Source organism: Burkholderia sp. Ac-20365 (assembly GCF_017104715.1).
In the GTDB taxonomy this organism is placed as follows: Bacteria; Pseudomonadota; Gammaproteobacteria; order Burkholderiales; family Burkholderiaceae; genus Paraburkholderia.
This window is the reverse complement of the sequence record NZ_JAAGPI010000030.1, coordinates 67,236-82,622: the sequence shown is the minus strand read 5'-3', so window position 1 is coordinate 82,622 and position 15,387 is coordinate 67,236. Positions and strand designations below refer to the sequence as shown.

Below are 15,387 nucleotides of genomic sequence, written 5' to 3'. Positions count from 1 at the left end.
TCAGGCATATCGACGCGGTCAACCTGCCAGGTTGACCGATGCGCCGTCGATCCCTGTATGGAGGGCATCATGCTTCGTGTCGAACCTCTATGGGTGCTGGCCGGCTGGATCGCGCTGGTTGTAATCAATATCGTACTTGCGGTCGCCGTGTCGTTTAGTGGCGCTATCTGACCTCTTTTCGCAACTGGCTCGCATCGTCGTGCGTTGATTGAACGCCCCGTAGAATAGCTTCCGTTGCACCGCCTGAACGCGGGCGCGAGACTCTACAGGGAACGACGAATGAACGAGCGGACACCGCAAAAACGCTTGCGCCCCCGAAAAACGCCGAGCCAGCCGCGCTCGGAAGAGACGGTCGCGACGATCGTCGAAGCTGCCGCGCAGATACTCGAAACAGAAGGCTTCGACGGATTCAACACGAATGCAGTGGCCGCGCGGGCAGGCGTCAGCATCGGCTCGCTGTATCAGTACTTTCCGGGCAAGGACGCGCTGACTGTCGCGTTGATCCGCCGTGAGACGACGCGCTTTCACAATGACGTGGCCGTCGCGCTGGGCATGCCCGACGGCAAGGCCGCGCTCGAGTATCTGCTGGGCGCGGCCGTGCGCCAGCAACTGCAACGCCCGAGGCTCGCGAGGCTGCTTGATATCGAAGAAGGACGTCCGGCACTGCGCGACGAAGTGGCCAAGCCAGAACTGGAAAACATGGCCACGCAAATCATCAAACGCGCAATACCTGGGCACGCGCATCCTGACGTCGCGGCGGGCGACCTGTTCGCGATGGTGAGGGGTATCGTCGATGCCGCCGGTGAGCGTGGCGAGACGGATATCGGGAACCTCGAGTATCGCGTGCGGGCGGCTGTTTTCGGCTATCTGTCGAACACCGGCGCGGGCTGACAGACGTATGAATGTGAGTAACGGAATTCGCGCGTATGTGTGGTGATGGCCTGAAACGCCTTTGCACAGGCGGGTTTCGCGCTATCCGACAGGTGCGCGCAATGCGAGTTGTTGAAGGTGAGCTTCAGCTTTTATTCTGAAGTCCTCAGGCGATGATGCATAGGGCTACCGCCACTGTATGAGAGACCGATGATGACTGACATTACCCAAAGCATGAAGCTCAACCATCTGAGCTTTCCTTCCGTCGACACTGCCGCGACCGCCAGGTTCTTCGAGCAATATCTCGGCTTCACGATTTCAGGCACGTGGGAGAAGTCGTACATTCTCAAGCGTCCTGGCTACGATGTCGTGATCGACTATGCCGGCGACGACGTGCCCGCATGGCCGGCCAACTTTCATGTCGGCTTTGAGTTGCCGAGTTTCGAAGACGTCAGCGCGCTGTACGAGCGCTTCAAGGAAGACGGCGTACAGATGGAAACAGGCATCTTCAACAATGGACGCGGCTCGCGTTTCTTCTGCCGGGCGCCCGGCGGCGTGATGTTCGAATTAAATACGCGCCGTGACGCTTCGCCCGAGTATCGCGGCACGTTCGATAACTGATGTCGCTGTGCCTTGCCGCGCGGCATGAAAAGCATGCGCGGCAAGGCGTTACGGTTCGACGACATTGAAATCGCCGTCGAACTGATCGAGCGTGTCGAGCATCGCGCGGAACAACGCGATGCTGCCGTCCAACTGGATTTCGCACGCACCGACAGCATCCTTGAAGCCGGTTTCTCCGCACAGAATGCGGTTCAGCGTTTGCCTCGACATCGCCACGCGCAGATCAGCGTCTACAGGCCGGATCGACGATGACCACGTCAACGCGCCGTGTTGCAGATTCAGCGCGAACTGCCGGTGAAGATCGGTGAATTGCCAGTCGATCTGCATTTTCAGGTGCTGTGCCTTCAGACCATCGATCCGCACTGCGAGGTAATCGAAGAACATCTCTTCCGTAATCGCACACACCATGTCGCGGCTGCGGTTGCTGAATTGCGTCGAAGCGCCGCGTCCTTCGCGAAGCTCGCGCGCGCCGAGCAGGAACGCGTTGCGCCACGTCGCCGATTCCGCCTGGTAACCCATCTGTTCCAGAGCGGCCGCGCCGAGTTCGCGCGCTTCGCGCAAACGCGGCTCGGCAAAGACGAGGTGATTCATCACCTGCGCGACCCATCGGTAGTGACCTTTCTCGAAGTCGATGCGGGCGCGTTCGAGCATCGCTTGCGCGCCGCCCATGTACTCGACATAGCGCGGCGCCGCGGCTTCCGGCGGAAGCGCGTGGAGGTTGGACGGATTGCCGTCGTACCAGCTCAGATAGTGCTGGTAGACGGCCTTCACGTTATGCGACACGGTGCCGTAATAGCCGCGCGTATGCCATGTGTTCAGCAGCGCGTCGGGAAGACGGATCTGCTCGGCGATTTCGACGGCGTTGAAGCCGCGATTCATCAGCCGCACGGTCTGGTCGTGCAGGAACTTGTAGAGATCGCGCTGCGCCTCCAGATAGCCGACGATCCGCGCATTGCCCCACGTCGGCCAGTTGTGCTGCGCGAACACCACTTCCGCGTCGCGTCCATAGCGGTCCAGCGATTCGCCGAGGTAGCGCGACCATAGCTGCGCATTGCGCACCTGTGCGCCGCGCAGCGGACACAGATTGTGCAGCGAACGCGTGCCGTTCTCGGCGAGATTGAGCGCGCGTTCCTGCGGGAAATAGAAATGCATCTCGGCGGGCGCTTCGCTTTCGGGTGTGAGCTGAAAAACGATCTCGACGCCGTCTATCAGATGCGTTTCCGAAGCTTGCTCGATCAGTTGCGTCGGCGCGATCAGCGTAATCGTGCCGCGCGGAATATTCTTGCCCATGCCCGCGTCGATCTGGCAACACGCGTTGCGCGCGAGCGTGTGCCCGAACTGGAACTGCGCGCGCCGCGCCATCGCCGTGCCTGCCATCACGTTTTCGGACACCGCTTCTTTCATGAAGCCGGCGGGCGCGATGATCGCCGCCTTGCCCGCGATGACGTCCTGCTCGCTGACCACGCCGCGCACGCCGCCGAAGTGATCGGCGTGACTGTGGCTGTAGATCACGGCCACGACAGGGCGCTTCGGCCGATGCACAAAGTACAGATCGAGCGCGGCGGCAGCCGTCTCCTTGCACGTGAGCGGATCGATCACGATCAGTCCGCTGTCGCCCTCGATAAACGTGATGTTCGAGACGTCGAAGCCTCTGACCTGATAGATGCGCTCCGTCACCTTGAACAGGCCGTGCAGCATGTTCAGGCGGGCGTGACGCCATAACGCGGGATGCGCGGTGGCGGGCGCGTGTTCGTCTTCGAGAAAGCCATAGTCGGCAAGGCTCCAGACGAGTTGATCATAGGTGCCGCGAATTTCCGCGTCCGGTATCGTGCCGATGAAACCGCGCCGCGCGTCGGCTTCTTCGAGCGGGTCGTCCGGCGGCAACTCGCGCAGCGCGCGCGCCTGCTCGGTTACGGTCGCGGCGGACGCCGGCAGCGGTTCAAACGAGACTGGATATGACATCAGATGCTCCTGTTCGGCAGTCCGCGCCGTGGCGCGCGACGGCTCATCTCCATTGATTGTTTTTACGTGCAGCGCCGCAAGGCATCGCGCCGCCGCAACTTGCGGCAATCAGCGCGCGGCGGCGCGAATCATGTCGGCGGCTTTCTCGCCGATCATCATGGCGGGCGCGTTCGTATTGCCGCCGATCAGCGTCGGCATGATCGAACAGTCGACCACCCGCAGCCTTTCGACGCCTCTCACGCGCAACTCGGAATCGACGACGGCGCGAGGATCGTTCGACGCGCCCATCCGGCAGGTGCCGACTGGGTGATACAGGCAATCGGCGTGGCTGCGCACGAACGCGCGCAGGCTGTCCTCGCTGGCGAAGCTCTCGCTTTTCATCTCGCGCCCGCCAAGGTCTTTCATCGCGGGTTGATTGAACACATCGCGCATGATGTGAATGCCGGCGATCAGCGTTTCCATGTCGCGCGGCGCGCTCATCAGGCGCGTGTCGATCAGCGGTGCTTCGCGCATGTCGGGCGAGCGAAGGCGGACGACCCCACGGCTTTCCGGCCGCAGCACGCAGATGTGCCCGGAATAGCCGTGCCCCAGCTTGCGCCGGCTGCCCATGTTGCGATTGCCGATCAGCGCGACCGTGAACACGAGATTGAGATCGGGACGATCCAGCTCAGGGCGGCTCTTCACGAACGCACCCGCTTCGACGAAGTTCGAACTCAGCATGCCGTCGCGCTGGCGCCGGTATCGGCGGATCTCCTTGAGCAGCCGGAAGCCGCCGCGCAAGGTCGCGCCGAACAGCTCGGTGCTGTCGAGTTGCGTATTGAGCACGACGTCGAGATGGTCCTGCAGGTTCTCGCCGACACCGGGCAGATCGTGACGCACGTCGACGCCCATCTCCTGCAGGTGCTTTGCCGGACCGATGCCCGATGCGAGCAGCAGTTGCGGCGAATTGAACACGCCGCCGCTGACGATCACCTCGCGGCGCGCGCGCAGCGTCTGCTCGACGCCGTCGCGCGAGACCACCACGCCCACTGCGCGCTGGCCTTCGAACACGAGGCGCAACGCGAGTGTGCCGGTCAGCACGTGCAGGTTGTGACGGCCACCGTTGAAGTGCCCATCGTCGGTCTTGCCGCGATGCAGATACGCGCGTGCCGCGTTCCAGCGTTCGCCGTTGTGCTGGGTCACCTGGTAGTAGCCGAAGCCTTCCTGGTCTGCGCCGTTGAAATCGTCGTTCAGCGTGTGGCCGGCCTGTTGCGCGGCCTGCAGGAAATGCCGGCAAAACGGGTTCGGCGAACGCAGGTCGTTGACATACAGCGGACCTTCCGTTCCATGCCATGGGTTTGCTGTGCCTGCAAAGCGCGTGTTGTTTTCGCTTCGCCTGAAATACGGCAGCACGTCGTCATAGCTCCAGCCCGCGCAACCTTGCGCTGCCCAGTCGTCGTAGTCTTTGCGATGGCCGCGGATATACACCATGCCGTTGAGCGACGATGAGCCGCCGAGCACGCGCCCCCGCGGCTGGTAGCTGCGGCGGCCTTCGAGTGCCGGTTGGGGTTCGGTGTAGTAGCCATAGTTGTACGGACCGGGCTTGACGACGGTTTTGGCGAGTCCGACGGGTGTCCAGATCAGGTAATGATCGTCGGGGCCGCCGTTTTCGAGCACGGCGACGCTGACGGTGGGATCGTCCGACAGGCGTCCCGCGACGGCGCAACCGGCCGAGCCGGCGCCGATCACGAGATAGTCGTACTCGCCGGATACGGCAGGTGAGGAAGACCGGATCATCGATGGATTCCTTTTCGTTTTGCGAACGGCACGTGCGCCGTCCGTGTCTGCTTTATTCGCGACGCGGCAGGATCGAACGGCCGGTCGCGTGCCCGTCTCCAGGGCGCTTTAAGCGTGCTGCGGGGAATGAGGAGGCCATCGTTCGCCGGGCACGCGTGAGATCACGCGCTATGACGATAGAGGCACAGGCGGAATGGCGGGACTACCCAAATCGGGTAGGAGTGTGGCGGGCAGGATGCATCTTTCACTGGGCTTGCCGCCGGTCAATCAATGCGCTGCAAAATCGTCCAATACTTTTGATCCGGCTTTCCCTAGCATGCTCCTCAAGGTTGGTTCATCAGGAGAAGGGAATTGTCTTTGCAAGCAGAAGCACAACCGTCGAACGATACGGAAGTTGCAGCCAAACCCGCGCGCTGCGTCATCGTCGTAGATGAGGCGCTGACGCCGGGCAAGGCGTCGAACGCTGCCGCCGTCGTGGCCTTTACGCTGGGGCAGCGGCACAGCCATCTGGTCGGTGCGCCGCTGCGAGAGGGCGACGGCACCGCGCATCCGGGTCTGATCCCGATCGGGATTCCCGTGCTGAAGGCAACAGCCGAGCAGTTGAGCGTGCTGCGCGAGAAATCGCTGCCGCATTGCGACGTGGTGGATTTTCCCGTGCAAGGGCAGACCACGACCGACTACAGCGCATTCCTCGATGCCGTGCACACGTTCACTGGCGATTCGCTGCAATACCTCGCGGTCGGGCTCGTCGGGCCGAAGAACAGAATCGGCAAACTGGTCGGCGGCCTGTCGCTGTTCGCATGACGACGGCCAACATCACTTCGCAGCTCGACGGGCAGATCTGGTCGATTGGCATCGATCGGCGGGCGAAGCGCAATGCGCTCAACGGCACGATGTTCGATGCTCTCGCCAACGCGTTGCTGCTCGCGCAGGGCGACGTGCGCGTCCATTGCATCCTGCTGCACGGAACCCGCGATTGCTTCTGCGCGGGCCACGATACGGCCGAATTCGGCTCGCTCTGGCCGCAGTCGGCCGATGGCGCAGTCACGCGCTGTATCCATGCGTTTGTCGCGCAACCGAAACCGCTCGTCGCCGCGGTCAACGGCGCGGCCGTAGGTTTCGGCGCGACGATGCTGCTGCACGCCGACTGGGTGGTTGCGGGCGAAAGCGCGATGTTCCGCTTCCCGTTTGCAGACCTCGGCATCGTCCCGGAAGCGGGTGCGACGGCGTTGCTCGCGCGGCGCGTCGGCGATCTGGTCGCGCGCGACTGGTTGATGAGCGGCCGCCCGGTCACGGCTGAGGAAGCGCTGGCACGCGGCTTCGTTTCGCGCGTCGTAGCCGATGCCGACGTGCGTGCAGCGGCAGGCGAATACGCGACGTACCTCGCGTCGAAGCCGCCTAGTGCGCTTCAGGCTACTCGGCGCCTGTTGCGCGAGGGCGCGACGTTGGCCGCTGCACAAGCTGTCGATCATGAACTCGCGTATCTCAACGCGTACATTCCCGCCGTTCGCTGGAGGTCGATCCCGCATGCGTAAAGTCCACGTCGTCCATGCCCACCCGGAGCCGCGCTCTTTCTGCACGGCCATGGCCCACGAAGCCCAGCGCCGTCTGACACTGCGCGGCGACGTCGTGACCTTTTCGGATCTGTATGCGCTCGATTTCGATCCCGTCGTGCGGGCCAGCGATTTCAGCGAGCGCGCCAACAGCGACTATCTCGTCTATGCGCTGGAGCAGCGCCACGCACTCGAACACGACGCCGTGGCGCCTGATATCCAGCGTGAAGTCGATGCGTTGCTATCGAGCGATATCCTGATGCTCGTGTTTCCGCTCTACTGGTTTTCGGTGCCGGCCATCGTGAAAGGCTGGATCGACCGATGTTTCCTGTCGGGCGCACTGTATGGCGGCAAGCGCATCTATGCGCGGGGCGGGATGGCGGGCAAGCGCGCCGTGATCGGCGTGACGCTCGGTGGGCGCGAGCATATGTTTGGTGAGCAGGGGATTCACGGCGAACTTGCGCGCGGCATGCTGCGTCATCTGCTGCAGGGCACGCTCGGTTATGTCGGCTACGAAGTGCTCGAACCGTTCTTCGCGTGGCATGTTCCGTACTGTTCGCCGGAAGAGCGCGCGGACATGATGCTGCGTTGGGGCGATTTCGTCGAGCGGCTGGATGCGCAGCCGTCGCTGACGATGCCGCGGCTGGAGGACTATGATGATATTTTTCGTCCGCTCCCACAGGTCGCATCGCGATGAAAGCCACCTTGCCGACACCTTCCGTCAAAGTCTGGCGCGCACCCGACGTGATGGATGCCGTCATGCTCAAAGGGCAGTTCGTCGGCCACCGCTATCCGCCGCATACGCATGACACGCATTGCCTCGCCGTTATCACGGGCGGCGCACTCGCCGTCGAAGTGCGGCAGGAGCGGCGTGTGTGCCATCGCGGCGACGTGATCGTCATCGATGCGGATACCGTGCATTCAGGCGCCGCCGCTGGCGATGGCCACTGGAAAATGCGCGTTGAACACGTGCAGCCTGAGGCGCTCGCGGCGTATTGCGAGCGGCTCGGCATTGCGCGACGCGAGCGGTTCGACGTGACGAGTCCGTTCATCGTCGATGCGGATGTCTCGCGTTATCTGTACGGCGTGAACTGGTGCTCGGAAGTGGATGACGATCCGTTCAAGCGCAGCGAGGCGCTTGCCTGTGCTGTCGTTGGTCTGCATGCGCGGCACGCGGGCCACGCTGATCGCCTGCCCGTGGTGCGCCGCGAGCCCACGCTCGTTCGCGCGGTCAAGAGCCGGCTATGCGATGACCTGCATGCACGGCTCACGCTGTCGACGCTGGCCAGCGAATTCGGCGTGACGCCTTTCGTACTGCTGCGCGCGTTCGAACGGGAAGTCGGGCTGAGCCCGCATGCGTTCCAGCAACAAGAGCGCGTGCGTCACGCAATGCCGATGCTGCGGTCGGGGCGGCCTATTGCAGAAGTCGGCGCACGAACCGGTTTTGCCGATCAGTCGCATTTCACGCGTGTGTTCAAGCAACAGACGGGCGTGACGCCGAAGGTCTATCAGGCGGCGTTTTCTTGACTGGTTTAGCTTGCTTGCACGTGAGCGGGCAGGGTAACGGCGGCGGCATGCCGAAGCATGCCGCCTGCGAGCCGCACGTCAGAACCGGTAACCCACCTGCAGATGCGCGGCCTGCGCCGACGTGTGACTGGTCGCGATCAGCGCATCGTAGTCGATCGACACGCTCAGCGACTTCGTCGGCTGCATGCCGATACTGACGCCGGCCGTGAGCTGATCGCGCGGCAGCGTGGTACCCGACGCGGCGAACAGTGTCCCGTCCTGCGCACCGACCGTCACCGTGCGACCCGTGCCGAGCAACTCGCGTGCATAGCCGACGCGCAGCTCGAACTTCATCGGCCGTAGCTGGTTGCCGAAGTCCTTGTCGAACGAGATCTGCGCGTAGGGTTGCAGGCTGCGCACGGTGTCAGTGCCGACCGACAGGTCCTGGCCATTCGCGCCGCTTTCACTGAAGCCATTCGCGTGCAGGTACGAAAAGCGCATGCCGATGCGCGGCGTCACCTTGACGCTGCCGAGCGCGAGCGGCAGCGCCGCCTGCGCAGCAGCCGACGCCTCTTGTCCCATGTGGTCGCCTTCGGCTGTGCCGACCGCGCCGAATGGCCGCTTCTGCGACAGAAAATCGACGCCCGCGCCGAGTGTCGCGGAAACGTCGACGGGGCCGAACGTTCGCGCGCCGTACAGCGCGGCGCGCAGCGCATCCGTGGTGCCGGAGTCGCCGGTGGTGTCCTCGCTGATGTCGTTGTGGTTGTAGCTGCCCGCCACGCCGACCGTGTACGCGCCGACCCGACGATCGAGCCCGGCAATGAAGCCATAGTTGCGCGCCTCGAATCCCGGCGCGCTGCCCGTGCCGTGCACTTTCGTCTGCGAACCGACGGCGTTCGCCCACACCGATTTGCCGACCATCTCATAGTCCGTCAACGCCACGCGTTCGAGCAGCGCCGCATTCGTCGCCTGGGCGGACAGCGCGAGTGTCGTGCCGAGCGCGGTGTAGATGCTCGTGTCGGCCGGCGCAATAATCACCACGCCCGTCGTCCCGCCCGTCGGCGCGGTGCCGTCGGGCGATTGCTGGCCGAGCCCGGTCAACACCAGATCGACTTCGTTCGCGGTGTATTCGACCGATTGCTGCAACGTGCCGAGATTCGCGCCACTGGCGAGCGTGCCCGACACATGGGTGAAGCGTCCGTTCACACCCGCGCTCGCGGTGACGATCGCGTAACGCGTTGCCTGATAGGTGCCGGGATCGTACTGAATGCTCAGCCCGCCGTTCAGCGTGGCCGCGCCGCCGACGCGCAACTGCGAGCCCGACGTCGGGCTGACTTCGATCGAAAGCGTCGCCGTGCTGGCCTGCGTATAGTTTCCGGCCACCGTCAGCGTGCCGATCGAGCCGCCCGGCATCACGACGCCGTTGTTCGTCACGCTGCCGGAAATCGAGCCATGTCCGCGCAAGGTGCCGGGTGCGTCGACGATCACATCGCCGCCCAACTGCGCGGCCGGGTTGCTGATATCGCCGACGGCTAGCGTGCCGGTCATCACTTCCGTCGCGCCCGTGAACAGATGACTGTCGCCGTTCAGCACGACGGTGCCTGTGCCTCGCTGCTCGATGCGGCCCGCGCCCGTGACGTTGCCCGCGTAGGTGATCGCATCGGGGCGGTTGAACACCAGCAGGCCGTCGTTGACGGTGTTGCCGACCAGTTCGCCCGCCGCGGTGCCCTGGCCGATCGTCAGCGTGCCGCCTGCCGACACGACAGGATTCGTCAGCGATCCGAACAGTTGCTGCGTGCCGCCGCTCAGCACCTGCGTGCCGCTTACGCTCGCGCCGCTCGATACGGTTTGCAGGCCGCCGCTCGCGACGATCGAACCGTTCGCGGTGCCGCCCGACAGCACATCCTGCGTGCCGCCCGACGCGACTAGCGTGCCGGAGGTGATGCCGCCCGATCCGACCGTTTGCAAGCCGCCTGACGCGACCGACGTGCCCGATGCGACGCCACCCGAGCTAACCGTTTGCGATCCGCCTGACGCGACCGACGTCCCCGATGCGACGCCACCCGAGCTAACCGTTTGCGATCCGCCCGACGCAACCGACGTCCCCGATGTGACGCCACCCGAGCTAACCGTCTGCGAGCCGCCCGACGCAACCGACGTCCCGTTCGTGATGCCGCCCGCGCCGACCGTCTGCAAGCCGCCCGATGCGACCGATGTACCCGACGTGACCCCGCCCGAACTGACCGCCTGCGATCCGCCCGATGCAACCGTTGTGCCGCTCGCCGTGCCGCCCGCCGTCACAGCCTGCTGCCCGCCGCTGCCAACCGATGTCCCGACCGTCGTCCCGCCCGATACGACCTCGCTGCCGCCACTGCTTACGGTAGTGCCGCTCGCGGTCCCGCCCGAGTTCACGACCGACGCGCCGCCGCTCGTCACCACCGTACCGCTTGCGGAACCGCCCGACATCACGAAGCTCGATCCGCCGCTCCCAACCGACGTTCCCGCCGCAGTGCCGCCAGCCGACACGTATTGCGTGCCGCCGCTGACTACCGTGCCGCTCACCGCGCCGCCCGACAGCACGACCTGCGTTGCGCCGCTGCTCACCTGCGTGCCGCGCGTGATGCCGCCCGACGACACCAGCTGCTGGCCGCCACTGCTAACCTGCGTGTTGCTGGTCGTGCCGCCCGCGACGTCCTGCTGCCCGCCGGACACGACCTGCGTGCCTTGCGTCGTGCCGCCCGACGACACGATCTCCTTGCCGCCGCTGCTGACGACCGTGCCGCTGGTCGTGCCGCCCGCGCTGACGATCACGTTGCCGCCGGCGATCGCCGTTGTGCCGGAAGCCGTGCCGAACACCGTCTGCGATCCGTTGGACGCCACCGTGGTGCCGATCGCCTTGCCGCCCGCCGATATAACCTCGGAACCGCCCGACGTCACGAACGAGCCGCTCGCCGTGCCGCCGGCCAACACGGTTTCCAGGCCGCCGCTGCCGACCGAGGTGTTGAATGCCGAGTTGCCCGCGAGCACCGTCAACGCGCCGCCGTTTTCGACGATCACGTTTTGCGCGATACCGCTGACGATCGAAAACGAGCCGCTTGCGTTGACGCCCGACACGGTCGCCGATGTGTTGGTCACGAGCGCAGCGCCTGCCAGTTGATCGACATCGATGGCCGTGCCGCCCGACGAGACGTTGAGCCGGCCGCCGCTCGACACTGTGGTCGACGTGGCGCTGCCGCTGGTCAGTACCGTTTGCGTGCCGCCGCTGCTGACGGTTGTATCGACCGTCGATCCGTCCGCCGAGACCACCACGAGGCCGCCGCTGCCCGCCGTGGTCTGCGTGGCGACATCGCCGTTCAGCACCGACAGTTGCCCACCGTTCTCGACGATCACGTTCTGCGCATTGCCGCCGACGATGCTGAACGAACCGCTCGCGTTGTTGCCGGTCACCATCGCCGATGTATTGGTGATGAGCGCCGCGCCCGAGCTTTGCGTCACATTGACGACCGTGCCGCCGCCCGACACGACAAGCTGACCGCCGTTGTTGATCGTTGCGCTGCTGGCCGAGCCGCCCGACGATACGAGCAACTGTCCACCGTTGCTCACCGTCGTGTTGTTCGCCTGCCCGCCGTTCTGCACGATTGCGCTGCCGCGATTGCCGACCTGCGTTCCGTTCGCCGTCGTGCCATTGAGCACGGTCAGCGAGCCGCCGCCTTCGAGAAACACGTCTTGCGCGACGCCGTTCGAGATCGAGAACGGGTTGGTCGTGCCGTTCGCGGTATTGGTGCCGGTGACTGTCGCCGACGTATTGGTGATCAGCGCAGCGCCCGACTGCTGCGTGACATTGGTTGCCGTTGCTCCCGACGATACGGACAGCGTGCCGCCGTTGCCGACTGTCGTCGAACTGGTCGTGCCGCCCGCAACGACGACAGCCGAGCCCTGATTGACGACATGCGTATTGGTCGCCGAATTGCCCGACAGCACGGTTAGCGTGCCGCCGTTTTCGAGCAGGATGTTGTTCGCGATGCCGCCCGAAATGGCGAACGTGTTGCCGTCGCCGTTGATGCCGCTCACCGTCGCGGACGTATCCGTGATGAGCGCCGCGCCGCTCGACTGCACGATGCCCGTCGCGCTCGCGCCGCCCGACACCGCGATGGTGCCGCCCGACAACACCGTCGTACTGGTCGTCGTGCCGCCTGACGATACTGTCTGCCGCCCGCCGTTGCTGATGGTCGCGCCGGTTGCGACGCCGCCGCTCAGCACGTTCTGCGTGCCGCCGCTGCCGACCATCGCCGAGGTGTCGGTGCCTTGAACGTTTTCGGTGCCGCCAGCGGAAAGTTTCGTCGATAGCGCCGAGCCGCCGGCCGAGACCGCCAGCGTGCCGCCGCTCACGACGGCACTCACCACCGAACCGCCGCTGCCGACGCTCGCCTGGCCACCGTTGTTGACGGCCGTCGCGCTCGCCACTCCGCCCGACGATACGATCAGCCGGCCACCCGCGCCGACAGTCGCCGAGGTATCGATGCCCGCGACGTTTTCGACACTGCCCGCGTTGAGCGTGGTGCGGGTCGCGTGGCCGCCCGCGGATACGGTGAGCGTACCGCCGCTGAGGATCGCGCCGACGGCCGAACCGCCGCTGCTGACGATGCTCTGTCCGCCGCCGAGCACGGTGGTCGCGCTTGCCGTGCCGCCCGAGAAGACGTGCTGCGACGCGCCGCTGCTGATGGTGGCGGATGTGTCGGTGCCATAGACCGAGTCGATGCCGCCCGACGAAACCGTCGTGCGTGAAGCAGTGGCGCCAGCCGACACCGTGATGGTTCCGCCGGAACTGACTGTCGTGCCGCGCGCGAGGCCACCTGAAGACACGACTTCGGATCCACCACCCGTCAGGATCGTGCCGCTTGCCACGCCGCCCGCACTCACGATGTCCGTGCCGCCATTGACTGCCGTTGCACGCGCCGTCCCGCCCGACGAAACCACGACACTCCCGCCAGCCGCGACGCCCGTGCTTTGCGCAACGCCGCCTGCCGAGACCGTTTGTGTGCCGCCGGAGCCGACGCTCGTGTTGCTGGTCACGCCGCCCGACAGCACGTTCTGCTGGCCACCCGAAGTCACGCTATTGCTGACCGTCCTGCCGAGTACGTTCTCAGTGCCGCCGATCGTTGCGCCCGTCTCGGTGTCGCCTGCGGCGACCGTCGTCTGTGCGAGCGCGCCTTGTGCGAACCATGGCTGGATCGTCAGCGCGGCGAGCAGCATGCCGAGCAGGCGCGAGCATCGGCGGTAGCGGCGGCCGAGCGCGCGCGCGGCGTCCACGCGACGCCACGTCATTCTTTTCATTGTTTTCCCCGAATTTCCCTGTATCCACTACTGCACTTCTTTTGTTGTTTGTCGTGCTACGGGTACTGCGTGCTGCTTTCTATTTCTATGTTTTGTTCTTCTTGTTCTTCTTGTTCTTCTTGTTCTTCTTGCTCTTCGCCGTCAGCGTTGTCGCTGCGGTCATGTCGTGTAGCAACGCGACATGTTTCAGGCAACTGCCATTGCCTGTGTGTTGAACGCCGGAATCCGGCTGATCGTGTGCTTGACCTGTTCTGCCGTGATAAGCCGCGTACATTCGAATTGCCGGGGCGTGCCGGCATGACGCGGACACCACATGAAATCCTGATGATCGAACTGCACGCGCACGTCGTTCCAGCAGCTATTGCACGTGTGATAGTTGATGACGCGGTAGGGTGTGTCGAATTCGTTGGTAGGGTGCGTGAAACCGCTGATCATCACGACGGGCGTGTTCATGGCCCACGCGAGCCATGACAGGCCGCTGCTCAAGCCAACGAAGAACTCCGCATGCCTGAGCCAGCGCGCGCGCTCTGCGAGCGGCTGTTCGCCCGTGAAATCTTCGCACCCATAGGGCAGGTGATTCCACACGACACCATTGCCATGCGTCGCTTTCTGGTCGATGCAGATCACTCGATAGCCACGCTGCTTCAGAAATTGCACGATCTCGCGCCAGCCAGTCGGGTTGTTCCAGTACTTGCACTGCGTCGTGCTTTGCGTCGCGATGCAAACGTACTTCTCCGGAATCGGGCGGCTATCGTCGGGTAACGCGATGTCGGGGCGTTCTTCTTGCGGATCGATGCCGAGAATATAGGCTGCTGTGCGGTGCAAACCGACCAGCCTGAAATCGCAGGGCTGATGCACGTTTGCTTCGTCGGTGAAGAAGAGGCCGATGTTGTAGGTCGCGTAGTAGTCGTCGGGATTGACGGCTTCGGGCGTGACGAACGTGATCGATGGATAGGTTTTCCTGAACAGCGCAATCAGCGCTTCGCCCATCACGCAGGTCAAACGGCAGCGATGCTGCTTTTCGAACTTCGCGACGTAGGGAAACCAGCCGAGCGTATCGCCCAGCGTGCCCACGGGCAGATGCACGAGTACGTTGCGGTCGCTCAGATCGAGCCGATGGCGGAACACTTGCGTGCCTTGCGACCACACTTCGATCTCGAACGGTACGAAGTACTTCTTGCTGCTCGCAACCGCGCCCGCCGCAAGCTGCGTTTCGAACAGCGGGTTCGCCGTTGCCGTGTCGCGCAGCACCACGCGCCATTCGGCATCGCCTGCGGGCAGTGTGACGCGGCAGCCGTCGTTGAAATCGTAGCGAATGCCGAACGGCCCTTGCTGGGTCGGCACGGCTGCTGGCTTCTGAACGGGTTGGCCGTTCGTCGGCACCGCGTGAGTGTTGCCTGTGTCGTTGTGCTTCGAGCTGCTTTCCGCGTTTTCGGTGCTCTGCGTGACTGCTGTCGACATGATCGAAATGAAAGTTAAACAACACGGATTCGCCAGCAATGCATTCGGCAGCGTGACTGAATTCATTCAACCGTCACAAAGCGGAAAGGCGGGCGCTAACGTTTGCCCAAATACTGGAAAACAAGCCCTTTGCGCCGTCATTGCCGGTCGTGAAGTATCCTGGCTTCACGATCCTTTTATTGATCGCGGTGATATCGGCATTTGCGTGTGGAAACTTTAATTGCACCAGGTCATGACGCAATCAATGCAATTGACCTCACCGGAGTTCTCTTTTCGTGCAAATTTGAAGCGGACGCATGCGTTG

Annotated in this window: 11 protein-coding genes; 7 read left to right on the top strand and 4 right to left on the bottom strand. The window is 64.1% G+C overall.

Going from position 1 to position 15,387, the window contains the following annotated elements:
• Positions 1 to 279: 279 nt before the first annotated feature.
• Positions 280 to 891, top strand: coding sequence for a TetR/AcrR family transcriptional regulator (locus G3O01_RS34030; RefSeq protein ID WP_205811375.1), 612 nt, complete (start codon positions 280 to 282; stop codon positions 889 to 891).
• A 192-nt stretch (positions 892 to 1,083) separates the two neighbouring features.
• A complete protein-coding gene (locus tag G3O01_RS34025) occupies positions 1,084 to 1,491 on the top strand; it encodes a VOC family protein (RefSeq protein WP_205811416.1) in 408 nt (135 codons plus the stop codon).
• A 48-nt stretch (positions 1,492 to 1,539) separates the two neighbouring features.
• Here G3O01_RS34025 and G3O01_RS34020 read toward each other — a convergent pair whose 3' ends face one another.
• Positions 1,540 to 3,453, bottom strand: a complete 1,914-nt coding sequence (locus G3O01_RS34020) for an alkyl sulfatase dimerization domain-containing protein (protein WP_205811374.1) — start codon at positions 3,451 to 3,453, stop codon at positions 1,540 to 1,542.
• A 108-nt stretch (positions 3,454 to 3,561) separates the two neighbouring features.
• Positions 3,562 to 5,229, bottom strand: coding sequence for a GMC family oxidoreductase N-terminal domain-containing protein (locus G3O01_RS34015; protein ID WP_205811373.1), 1,668 nt, complete (start codon positions 5,227 to 5,229; stop codon positions 3,562 to 3,564).
• Positions 5,230 to 5,580: 351 nt separating this feature from the next.
• Here G3O01_RS34015 and G3O01_RS34010 point away from each other — a divergent pair, with 351 nt between their 5' ends.
• Genes G3O01_RS34010 through G3O01_RS33995 form a run of 4 tightly spaced genes read left to right on the top strand, consistent with a single transcriptional unit; the run spans position 5,581 to position 8,309 of the window.
• Positions 5,581 to 6,033 (top strand): DUF2000 domain-containing protein, encoded by a 453-nt coding sequence (locus G3O01_RS34010; RefSeq protein ID WP_205811372.1) that lies wholly within the window; start codon positions 5,581 to 5,583, stop codon positions 6,031 to 6,033.
• Positions 6,030 to 6,764, top strand: coding sequence for an enoyl-CoA hydratase-related protein (locus tag G3O01_RS34005; protein WP_205811371.1), 735 nt, complete (start codon positions 6,030 to 6,032; stop codon positions 6,762 to 6,764). Before G3O01_RS34010 ends, G3O01_RS34005 begins: the two co-directional genes overlap by 4 nt.
• Positions 6,757 to 7,479: an NAD(P)H-dependent oxidoreductase gene (locus G3O01_RS34000; protein ID WP_205811370.1), complete on the top strand. Its 723-nt coding sequence runs from the start codon at positions 6,757 to 6,759 to the stop codon at positions 7,477 to 7,479. Before G3O01_RS34005 ends, G3O01_RS34000 begins: the two co-directional genes overlap by 8 nt.
• A complete protein-coding gene (locus G3O01_RS33995) occupies positions 7,476 to 8,309 on the top strand; it encodes an AraC family transcriptional regulator (RefSeq protein WP_205811369.1) in 834 nt (277 codons plus the stop codon). Before G3O01_RS34000 ends, G3O01_RS33995 begins: the two co-directional genes overlap by 4 nt.
• Before the next feature lie 78 nt (positions 8,310 to 8,387).
• On the opposite strand, the gene G3O01_RS33990 is transcribed toward G3O01_RS33995, so the two are convergent.
• Together G3O01_RS33990 and G3O01_RS33985 are read right to left on the bottom strand one after the other, a co-directional pair.
• Entirely contained in the window at positions 8,388 to 13,622 is a 5,235-nt protein-coding gene (locus G3O01_RS33990; RefSeq protein ID WP_205811368.1) for an AIDA repeat-containing protein, read from the bottom strand.
• A 186-nt stretch (positions 13,623 to 13,808) separates the two neighbouring features.
• A complete protein-coding gene (locus tag G3O01_RS33985) occupies positions 13,809 to 15,083 on the bottom strand; it encodes an autotransporter strand-loop-strand O-heptosyltransferase (protein WP_205811367.1) in 1,275 nt (424 codons plus the stop codon).
• On the opposite strand from G3O01_RS33985, the gene G3O01_RS33980 reads away from it, so the two are divergent.
• Positions 15,067 to 15,303: a hypothetical protein gene (locus tag G3O01_RS33980; RefSeq protein ID WP_205811366.1), complete on the top strand. Its 237-nt coding sequence runs from the start codon at positions 15,067 to 15,069 to the stop codon at positions 15,301 to 15,303. The two genes, G3O01_RS33985 and G3O01_RS33980, sit on opposite strands and share 17 nt — an antisense overlap.
• Positions 15,304 to 15,387 lie beyond the last annotated feature (84 nt).